Below are 9,972 nucleotides of genomic sequence, written 5' to 3'. Positions count from 1 at the left end.
TTCGAATCTGGCAAGTGCAATGTTTAATGTGGGAAAATATGGCGCCGCCGCCGATTACTCGCATAGGGCCCTGAAAATTGATTCGACTTCTGGGCAGGCCTACGAATGTCTCGGGATCGTTGCGCTTAAGCAAGGTCATTTCGATGAGTGCATCGCGTATTTTAAGAAAGCGATCCAAGTTGATTCCGCTTGTTCGTCGGCTCGTTCCAACCTGGGAACCGCTTACTTCATGAGCCACCGATACAAAGAGGCCGTCGCATTCCTGGATTCATCCATTGCCATGGACTCCAGTCAATTCGAACCTTACATTTCCATGGCCACCTTTTACATTGGCATGAAGGACTATGAAAAGGCATATCCATACTGCCAAAAGGCGAAGGAATTGGCGCCTGCGGATGCCCGGACCTGGGTTAACTACGGATTCGTCCAAGCAAAACGCGGCCATAAGGAAGAGGGAATGGAATCGTTGCGAAAGGCTTTGCAGATGGACTCCGCCAATAGCGGCGCATATGCCGCTATTGGAACCATTTACGGGGATAACCTGCTTTTCAATCTTGCGATTGAAAATCTGACCAAGTCCATCAGGCTTGATTCCACGAGTAAGCCGGCATATTTCCAACTCGCTCTTGCCCAATTTCGACTTGGAAAGGATAGTGAAACGATCTTGAATCTGAAGACGCTTCTTTCCCTCGATTCAAGCCTTCTCGAAGCCTACAAGCTACTTGCAATGGCCTATACCTTGTCGGGAATGTGCAAGGATGCCATCGCCGCCTCCAAAGCGGCCATTGCAATCGATTCAGATTATGCCGACGGACATAGCAGCTTGGCAGCAGCCTACATTTGCGATGGAAGCTATCAAGAAGCGGATCAAAGTCTACGTAAGTCGCTCAAACTTGATCCAGGCGACTATTACGCCTACTTCAGCGCCGGCCAACGCGACTTCCAACTCGGGGTTTACGACCTGGCTATCAAGGAATACCGCAAGACCCTCGAAATCAACCCAACATTTCAGGCTGCGCGAAAAATGCTTACGATGGCTCAATACTACCGGAAGGAAATCAAGGCGGGAAAATACCGGGTCAGGAATATTCTGGCGAAAAATCAGCAACAAGCCTCGGATCTCATTTTGTTGATTAAAAACGGCTCAACTTTCGAGCATTTGGCCAGGGAGGAGTCCCTTGATGACAAAACCCGAGAAGATTGCGGTGATATGGGAATAATGAGTAGGCAGGACATGTCGCCTACCTTCAGGGAGGCATTGTCAAAACTGAAACCCGGAGAAATCAGCGGTATCGTGAAAAGCGGGCAGGGTTACCATATCCTAAAAAGGGTGAACTGAATAAAGCGGCCCGAGACCGGTCAAAAAAACCAGCTACCCATGGACGTGTCCATCATCCACACACCCGCCATTCTCTTTCTCACTCACATTCTTCCCGTCTCCTTTCCCCTCTCCGCCCGATGATTCGAGGCCCGATTCGCTTCATAGCGTACCTTGCCCGCCCCTGAATTTCCTTCGTTCCTACCTTTTTTTCCCTCCCAGGGAAATTGGCTGGCCTGCCAGGTCCGTGTCCTTTTCCTTTCCAGGGACGGGGGCTCAGCTGGCTGGGGCGCGATACCTGCGTTACGGGGGTCGCTACACCCGGGTGTTGATCCGCCTCGATACATTGATCGCCTGGATCAAAACCTCTGTCACGATCTGGTCCGAAATCAGTAGCCGACTCCGCAGTCGTCCTCGCCTACCGGGGGGCTGGCTTTGCTCAAGCGGTGGCAACCGGCAAGGGCCTTTTCGTCCTCGCCGGCAACGGGGTCGCCTTCTTTTCCGAGGACGGCCGCGCCGACTGGAAGCCCGTTACGGAAGGAATCCTCCGGAAATCCGGTTCTATGCCAAAGTCGCGCGGCTCCATCCAAGGAGCTCCATTTTCAAGCGCGGGATGTTCCTCCCAATGCCGGGCTGAGAACGCCGGCACAGGGGTGACCCGTGCCGATTCCTATATTTTCCCCATGCCTTCCGCCGTCTCCGAGCCCTTGTTGCTTACGGCCCTGAGCCGGACCTTCGGATACGCCTCGTTCCGGCCGCACCAGAAGGAAATCGTCGAAGCCATTCTGGCGGGACAGGACGTGCTGGCCATCATGCCGACGGGAGGCGGCAAGTCCCTCTGTTACCAGCTGCCCGCGCGCATGGCCGCCGGCACCGCCGTGGTCATCAGCCCGCTCATCTCGCTGATGAAGGATCAGGTCGATTCCGCTAAGGAAAACAACATGGCGGCGGCCTTCCTGAACAGTTCCCTGAGCGGGAGCCAGGCTGCGCAGGTTTATCGCCGGCTGGAAACGGGCGATCTCGATCTCCTTTACATCTCGCCCGAACGCTTCGCCATGGAATCCTTCGTGGACAGCCTGAAGGCCGCCAAGATTTCTTTCTTCGCCGTGGACGAGGCCCATTGCCTGTCGGAATGGGGCCATGATTTCCGGCCCGACTACCTGGCCTTGGGCGAGATCCGCCGGCACTTCCCGCGCGCGCCCATCGCCGCCTTCACGGCCACGGCCACCTCAAAGGTGGGCGACGACATCGCCGCGCGCCTTGGCCTTCGTGATGCCTTCCGGGTGCGCGCCTCCTTCAATCGGCCCAACCTCTTCTACGAAGTGCGCGCCAAGCGCGACGTGGACGCGCAGATCCTGGAATTCCTCCGGGCCCATCCCGACGAGCCCGGCATCATCTACCGCACCACCCGCGACGCCGTTGAGAAAACCGCCGCGCATCTGAAGAAGAAAGGCATCCAGGCCCTGCCCTACCATGCGGGCCTGCCGGTCGAGCAGCGCGCCTCCAACCAGGAGGCCTTCAGCAAGGACGAAACCCAAGTCGTGGTCGCGACCATCGCCTTCGGGATGGGCATCGACAAATCCAACGTGCGCTTCGTGGTGCACGCCGATTTGCCCAAGAACCTGGAAGGCTATTACCAGGAAACCGGACGGGCGGGCCGCGACGGCGAGCCGTCCCTCTGCGTACTGTATTACGGCGGCGGGGACATCCCGAAAATCCGCCACTTCCTGGATCAGATTAACGATCCCGAGGAGCGCGAACTGTCCATCAGGCGGCTTAACCAGATGGCCGCCTTCGCTTCCCGCAACCTATGCCGCCGCAAGCAACTGCTCGCCTACTTCGAAGAGGTATATCCGGAACCCGATTGCGGCTCCTGCGACATCTGCACCGGTAAGGCTTCCACCCAGGACGCGACGCGCGAGGCGCAGATGGTCCTTTCGGCCCTGGTGCGCACCGGCGAACGCTTCGGAGCCGCCCATGTCGTAGACGTGATCGTCGGAGCGGATACGCAGAAGGTGCGTGAGTTGCGTCACGATCAAATCAAGACCTACGGCGCCGGCAAGCATAAGGATAAACCCTTCTGGAGGTCCCTCATCGGCGAGATGCTGGGCCGGGGACTGCTGACCTTGGATCCCGGGCTCTATCCCATCCTAAAACTGACGGAAGCTTGCTTGCCGGTTTTGCAAGGCAAGGAAACCTTCGAGATCCTGGAACTCGTTCAGCGCGAAAAGCCGGCGGCCAAGAAACGGGGTCTCGCCCCTTCCGCATCGCTCGCGGCGGGGGATGAAGGCGAAGCCGTCGATTTCGATCGGGAACTTTTCGATCGCCTGCGGACCCTGCGCAAAGGCCTGGCCAAGAACCAGAATATCCCGCCCTACATGGTATTTTCGGATCGAACCCTGCACGAGATGTGCCGGCAAATGCCCATGACGCTTTCCGCCCTCCGGGAAATACCAGGCGTGGGCGACAATAAGCGGGATAAGTACGGCATTGAATTCGTGCAGGAAATCCGGGCCTATGCGAGCAAAGAACGGGATCAGAACGGGTGAATGGGAGGCTCCTTTCCAAAGGAACCCTTTCATTTCACCCGATTAGCCCCGATGTCAAACTGAATTCATCGTTCTCGCACACTCTGTGCGTATGGTGATAACTTGTTGATAACTTGGGGAAAACAATGGGGGCCCCAGCATGTCACTGCTGCCATTTCCCGGCTACCGGAAGTTTTATCATAACCCTATTATGATGGCTCCTGTTCTCCTCCGTATTCTGCGCGGGACGTAGCACGCGCGCTACCGCTGCCGCCGGCCGACCGGAAACGATCGAAGAGACCGCGGAGATGGTTTCCGCCCATGGCGGCGAAGGCATAGCGACGCGGGTCGATTTCCTGGATCCGTCCCAGGCGGAAGCCCTCTTCGACAGGGTACGGCGGGAGCGGGGCCGTCTCGACATCCTGGTAAACGATGTCTGGGGCGGCGAGGACGCGGTGGAATGGGGGAAGCCTTTTTGGGAACTGGACATGGGCAAAGGCCTTCCCATGTTGGCGAACGCCGTGCACACCCACCTCATTGCCAGCCGCTATGCGGGTCCGCTCCTGATCAGGACGGGCGGGGGCCTCATCGTCGAGATCACCGACGGCAACGGTTTCGGGGCTGGAGCGCTTCGGGGTCACCGAGGCAGACTGGCGGAAAGGGGCGGAGACGGATCCGCATTTCCTGGCCTCCGAATCCCCCTGTTTCGTCGGCCGCGCGGTCGCGGCCCTGGCGGCCGATCCCAAGGTGATGGAAAAATCGGGACGCGTCTTCGGCAGTTGGGACTTGTCGGACGAATACGGCTTCGCCGATCTGGAAGGATCGAAGCGGCATTGGGAGAAAGCCTTCGGAAGGCCGCTGCGCCCGATGGATGCTGCCTTCTACGCCTACGGGGCGGATGCGCCTATCGCCGCGGTCGACCCGGATTGGCCTTGAGCTGGAGCAATATACCGATGCGCCGGATCATATCGGAGCTCCGCCAAGGTCGACTCCCCTCCCCGTAAGACATTCAGATCAACGGCACCGTCCGCACCCGGTATCCTGGTCGTGGCGTACTGCCAGATGGCCCAAGGCGATCCTTCCGAGGGCCTCCAATACGGGGCGCGAATCCAAAGTGGCGCTGTCAGAGGATGGGACCCGAAGTACCGCCAATGGAACCACGCCGTCATATAAAGCATCGGCTCACGTCCCGTTGAGCGGGCCACGACCGAGATGAAGATCCGCAAATTAGCGCGAAGGGTTTCGGGATCGGGATCCCGCAGGCAATTTCCCTGGTTCTCGATATCCACGGCGGGAAGCATATCCCCAGGACGTAAATCCAAGCTGGCCAGAAAATGCATGGCTTGCCGTTCCGGATCGGAGCAGAAGCTGAAATAATGGTAGGCGCCGACCAGGAGGCCGCGCGAACGCGCAGCCTCCGCGTGAGACCGATAGGCGGGATCGTTCCAATCGGTTCCTTCCGTGGCCTTGATATAGGCGAAACGCACCCCGTGGCCCGATAACACGTCCCAATCCATCGGCCCTTGATGATGGGAGACGTCCACGCCTTGGATTCCTCGCGTTCCCGGCGGAATGCAAGAGACCAGGGCCAGACCGGTGATCGACGTCACGAGGATGCGTTGGGCTTTCATATCGCCCTTCGCAAGCCTTCGACTTCCCGTCCATCGCGGAAAGCGATGCGCGCGCTCCGCTCCGGGAAGGCCCGCTGGAATTCCTGCCAACATGCCGAGCGGAACCGTTGCCAGGGATAGCCTCCCGCCCGCAGCACGAAGCGATGCTCCCGGAAGACGACGGCCAAGGTGACGGCGAAAAGCGCACGTTGCCCCCATCGCCAGATCCGCATCCGCCAGAAGGTCCGCTCCTGCGCGTAGCGGATCAAGGCGGACTCGTATTCGACGTGGGCCTTCTCATCGTCCAGGATCTTGTTGCACATGGCCCGCAGCAAGCGGGATCCGGTGGCCTCCCGCAGGGCCCGGTAATAGATCAAGGCGATCAGCTCCGCCGTAATCAAGACCGAAATGGACGCGGCGAATCCGAAGGGGCGGCGCAGGCCGCGGAACACAGAATCGGTCCAATCGGAGGCCAGCCGAGGGATGGCGTGCTTGTCCATGAAGCGGGTGAGCATCGCGCTATGCTTCCGCTCTTCCTGGATGAAGCAGGCCGTAACCAGGGGCAGCACCGCGAAGCCCTCCCGGTCCCCGAAAGCCCGGGCGAACTTGAGCAGCGCCGAGCCCTCGGAATTTTCGCCCAACTGGAAGGCGGCGATCGATTTGGCGATGCGCATGCGTTCCAAGGGCGTCAACGATTCGCGGGCATCCCAGGGCAAGGTATCCGGCTCCTCCGAGTTCCATTGGAAATAGTCGAGCCATTCACGGAAAAACGCCTCTCTCATGCGGCCCCCGGGGCGGGAATGGTCGAGGTTGCCCGATTGAGTTTGCGGGTCAGGTACATCACGCCACCGAGGATGGCGAACAAACCCAGCGCGCCCATCAGCAGGGAAAAATCCTCCATCTGCAAGAGCGAATACAGGTAGGCATACAGGCACGCGAGCATTCCCCCCAGGGCATAAGCGCGTTTACGGGTGCTGAGCACCGCGGCACCGTAAGCGGTGATCATCCCCACGATGCCCGCCGTGGCGATGGCGTAAGCGTAGCCGAAGGGGACCTGCTCGGTCAGGGCCAATAACAGCAAGTAGAACAGGCAGAGGGCGCAACCGACCAGCACGTATTGCAAGGGATGGATGCGGCGGCGATCGAAGGTTTCGTTCATGAAGAAAATCAGGAAGGTCAATACGATGAATAGGACCGCGTATTTGGCGCACCGGTTCGTCTTCTGATAGCGGTCGACGGGCAATTTCAGATCCACGCCGAATGCATACCGGTCCCAATTCGCCTCGGTGATCTCCGATCCGCGCCAGCTTTGGGGGAAGGAACGCGAAAGATGGAAGGTGGCCCAGTTGGCGGTGAACCCTTGGGCATCCACGCGGTTCTCGCGCGGCAGGAAGGCGCCGGAGAAGCTAGGGGTTTTCCAGGGCGAAGCGAGGGAGACCCGGGTTTCCTTGCCCATGGGCAGGAATTGCATGCTACCGCTTCCATTCAACGCCACGCTCATCTCGAAGGGATACACTTCCTTGCCGGAGGCTTGCGGGGCCATGTTCACGGGGGCATGCAGGCCCGCGGAGACAGGGCTTCCGACGAAATTGTCCGGTAGGCATTGGGCCGTTTTACCGTTCCAGCTCAAGGGGACTTCGCCGGCCAGGGAGCGCACGTCGGGAACCGCCAGGGTCACGAAGGCCGCGTCCCAAAGGATATTCTCCGGGGCCACGCGCCATCCCGAGAAGTCCGGACGGGCGAAGTGCCCGGTGAGGTGGAGATTGGCCCGGAAAAGCGCCACGTCGTAAATGCCGCGGTGGCGGATTTCCGGCTCCAAGGATCCGGTGACGCTCAGATCTTCGGGCAGGAAATGCGCGTACTCGATGCTGGTATCCGTCTTGCCTTTCTCGCGCTGGGTGAAGACGCGGTAAGGTACGGTCAGGATGGGCCCCGTGACTTGCTGGCTTCCGCCCCATTTGCCCGCCACTTCCTGTTCCGCCGATGTCCCGTTGTATTCGCGCTCCCTGATCAAGCTCTCCACCATGCCTACCGGGATCAACAACAAGCCGATGAGGATGGCGATGAAGGCCATCTTGCCCACGGAACCGGCACCCTGTATCGCTTTGGCGAAGGGGGCGCGGGATCCGGCGGGGAACGCGGTTTCGTCGGCGTGGTCGTAACGTTCGGGATCGGGAATCATCATAGGGCCTTCCTGGTTAAGGCCGCGGGATGCGTTCCCGAGGCCATGCCCAAAGGATAGGGACCCTAGGTGAAGGGAGTATGAAAGCCTTATGAAGACGCGGAGAATTCGGCGGGAAGTATCCATTCGGCCCGCAGGCCGCCTTCGCTGCGATTCCCCAGGCGGATGGTCCCTTTATGCAGGCGGGTGATCTCTTGCACTATCGTCAGGCCGAGCCCCGAACTCTTGCGACCGGTGTCCGGACGTTGCAGGGAATAGAATTTCTCGAAAACGCGTTCCCCCGCGAAGTCGGGCAGACCCGGCCCATCGTCCAGGATTTCGATGCGCGCCCATGAGCGCGGCCCTTCGTCTACGCGCGCCGCCTTGATCCGGATCGCTCCATTCCGCGGGGAAAAGGAAACCGCGTTTTCGATCAGGTTCAGCAATGCCTGTTGCAGCAGGAAGCGCTCCCCCGGAACCGTCAGCCCGGGCGCGATATCGGAATCCCAACGCAAGCCTTTGCCGGCCAAGGCGGATTCCAGGCGGGCCTGCGATTCCGCCGCGAGGGCGGCGACGTCCACCGGCTCGATTTGAAGCAAGCCACGCCGGCTCTCCAAACCGGAGAGATCGAGCATCCGATCCACCAGGGATTGCATGCGCTCGGTTTCGGAGCGGATATTGGCGAGGAACCCGGCGCGCCGCTCCGGAGGCATTTCCTCTTGCAACAACTCGGCGGCGCCGCGCACCGAGGAAATGGGGCTCTTGAGCTCGTGGGTCAAGGTATGCACGTACTCTTCCACGTATTTCTTCCCCTCCAGGGCTTCGCGCATTTCCTCGAAGGCGCGGCCCATCTCCCCGATTTCGCTGCGGCCCAAGGCTGGGAAGGCGGCGGGCCGTCCGTCCCTGATCGCGCGGGCATAGTCCGTGATCCGCTGGATGGGCCGGGTCACGAAGGCGGAAAGCACCATGCCCGCCAGGGCCACCGCGGCGGCCGCCAACAGGCCCGCCAGCACGATTTTCCCCCGCGCCGCCTGGATGAAAAGATTGATGCTGTTGGAAGGCTTGGAAACCGTCACCACCCCCGCGATGCGGCCCCCAGGCTCGCGTACGGGCGCGGCCACGTACAGCACCGATGAAGACGCGACCGCGGGATCGACGCGGGTGGTCCGGGCCCCGTACTGCCCGCGCAAGGCGAGGAAAACGTCCCGCCAACGCGAGTAATCTTTCCCCTCATCGCGGCCGGCGTCGGAATCGAAGAGGACCTTTCCCGAGGAGTCGGTAACATACACGCGCAAGTCCACCCGGGTCTTGGCGAAGCGGTAGATCTGCGCGCTTATCGGGCGGCCCGGAAGCCTGGCGTATGCGCCGCGTAGCCGCTCCACGGGGATGGCCCCGTCGGGCCCGATATCCTGCTCTAACAAGGCGGCCAGCAGGTTGGCCGAATCGATCAGGCTTTCCTCGGAGGATTCCAGATAGCGCGGCCTTAAATCGCGGAGGATCCAGCCGACCAGGACATAGAAACCGGCGCCGGTCAGCAGAAAGAAGCCCAAGAACAGGCGCGTCCGCAACCGCACGCGTCACCACTCCTCTTTGAGGGAATAGCCCATGCCCCGATGGGTCATGATGGCTTCCACATCCGGCCGTACCTGGCGTAGCTTGGCGCGCACCGCCTTGATATGCGCATCCACGGTGCGGTCCAGGCTCGCCTCCGGCTCGTCCCAGGCTTTTTCCATCAAGCGCTCGCGCGACCATACGCGCCCGGGCTTCTCGATGAGAGCCAAGAGGAGACGGTATTCGTAGCGGGACAGGTCCAGGCGTTTTCCGAAATAGGTAATCGAGCAACGTTCCGCATCGTGATGGAAGGGCGATATGTCCGCTCGGGCCGGCTCGCCAGGGACGGGATTCGCCGAAGCGATGGGCCCAACCGGTCCGGGCTCGCCTGGACCCTTGGCGGTTCGCCGCAGGATGGCCTTGATACGCGCCGCCAATTCCCGGGGACTGAAAGGTTTGACGACGTAATCGTCGGCCCCGAGCTCAAGCCCCACTACGCGATCGATTTCGCCCGCGCGGGCGGTCAGGAATAGAATGGGCAAATCGCGACGCTTGCGGATCTCGCGGCAAACGTCGAATCCCCCCATGTCGGGAAGGCCGACGTCCAATACCGCCAAGTCGAAGGGCTCGTCCAGGGCCGCCAGCCCTTCCCGCCCGGTCGCGCACCAGCGGCAAGTGAATCCTTCTGTTTCCAGCGCATAGACGATATTGTCGGCGATTGCCGGTTCGTCTTCGATGATGAGGATGCGTCCGGGCATGGGCTGGGAGCCAAGGAAGATAACAATACCGGTTCCGGACACTGTC

Annotated in this window: 7 protein-coding genes and 1 pseudogene; 3 read left to right on the top strand and 5 right to left on the bottom strand. The window is 60.5% G+C overall.

The annotated features are described in order from the left end of the window. The 3 genes and pseudogenes from JF616_19675 to JF616_19665 all read left to right on the top strand — a co-directional run. Window positions 1-1,339: tetratricopeptide repeat protein (locus JF616_19675; protein ID MBW8889981.1), on the top strand; the 1,339-nt coding region annotated here is incomplete at its 5' end. 662 nt (window positions 1,340-2,001) lie between these two features. Next, the gene (gene recQ, locus JF616_19670; protein MBW8889980.1) at window positions 2,002-3,867 is read left to right on the top strand and encodes a DNA helicase RecQ; all 1,866 of its coding nucleotides are present in this window, start codon (window positions 2,002-2,004) and stop codon (window positions 3,865-3,867) included. A 287-nt stretch (window positions 3,868-4,154) separates the two neighbouring features. Continuing rightward, a pseudogene (locus tag JF616_19665) lies at window positions 4,155-4,782 on the top strand (hypothetical protein). Here the strand turns inward: JF616_19665 and JF616_19660 are convergent. The 5 genes from JF616_19660 to creB form a co-directional block, all read right to left on the bottom strand. Next, window positions 4,734-5,477 (bottom strand): lysozyme, encoded by a 744-nt coding sequence (locus tag JF616_19660; protein ID MBW8889979.1) that lies wholly within the window; start codon window positions 5,475-5,477, stop codon window positions 4,734-4,736. The pseudogene JF616_19665 and the gene JF616_19660 overlap by 49 nt on opposite strands. Continuing rightward, the gene (locus JF616_19655) at window positions 5,474-6,238 is read right to left on the bottom strand and encodes a hypothetical protein (protein MBW8889978.1); all 765 of its coding nucleotides are present in this window, start codon (window positions 6,236-6,238) and stop codon (window positions 5,474-5,476) included. The genes JF616_19660 and JF616_19655 overlap by 4 nt, the downstream gene beginning before the upstream one ends. Continuing rightward, window positions 6,235-7,641 (bottom strand): cell envelope integrity protein CreD, encoded by a 1,407-nt coding sequence (gene creD / locus JF616_19650; protein MBW8889977.1) that lies wholly within the window; start codon window positions 7,639-7,641, stop codon window positions 6,235-6,237. The genes JF616_19655 and creD overlap by 4 nt, the downstream gene beginning before the upstream one ends. Window positions 7,642-7,727: 86 nt before the next feature. Then, entirely contained in the window at window positions 7,728-9,191 is a 1,464-nt protein-coding gene (creC, locus tag JF616_19645; GenBank protein ID MBW8889976.1) for a two-component system sensor histidine kinase CreC, read from the bottom strand. Window positions 9,192-9,194: 3 nt separating this feature from the next. Further along, window positions 9,195-9,926, bottom strand: coding sequence for a two-component system response regulator CreB (gene creB / locus JF616_19640; protein MBW8889975.1), 732 nt, complete (start codon window positions 9,924-9,926; stop codon window positions 9,195-9,197). Window positions 9,927-9,972 lie beyond the last annotated feature (46 nt).

Source organism: Fibrobacterota bacterium (assembly GCA_019509785.1).
Taxonomy (GTDB): domain Bacteria; phylum Fibrobacterota; class Fibrobacteria; order UBA11236; family UBA11236; genus Chersky-265.
This window is presented reverse-complemented; position numbering and strand designations above follow the sequence as displayed.

Bases quoted from the DNA above. Each gene is read 5' to 3' on its own strand.
- recQ (MBW8889980.1), top strand. From the start codon at position 2,002: ATGCCTTCCGCCGTCTCCGAGCCCTTGTTGCTTACGGCCCTGAGCCGG.
- JF616_19660 (MBW8889979.1), bottom strand. From the start codon at position 5,477: ATGAAAGCCCAACGCATCCTCGTGACGTCGATCACCGGTCTGGCCCTG.
- JF616_19655 (MBW8889978.1), bottom strand. From the start codon at position 6,238: ATGAGAGAGGCGTTTTTCCGTGAATGGCTCGACTATTTCCAATGGAAC.
- creD (MBW8889977.1), bottom strand. From the start codon at position 7,641: ATGATGATTCCCGATCCCGAACGTTACGACCACGCCGACGAAACCGCG.
- creB (MBW8889975.1), bottom strand. From the start codon at position 9,926: ATGCCCGGACGCATCCTCATCATCGAAGACGAACCGGCAATCGCCGAC.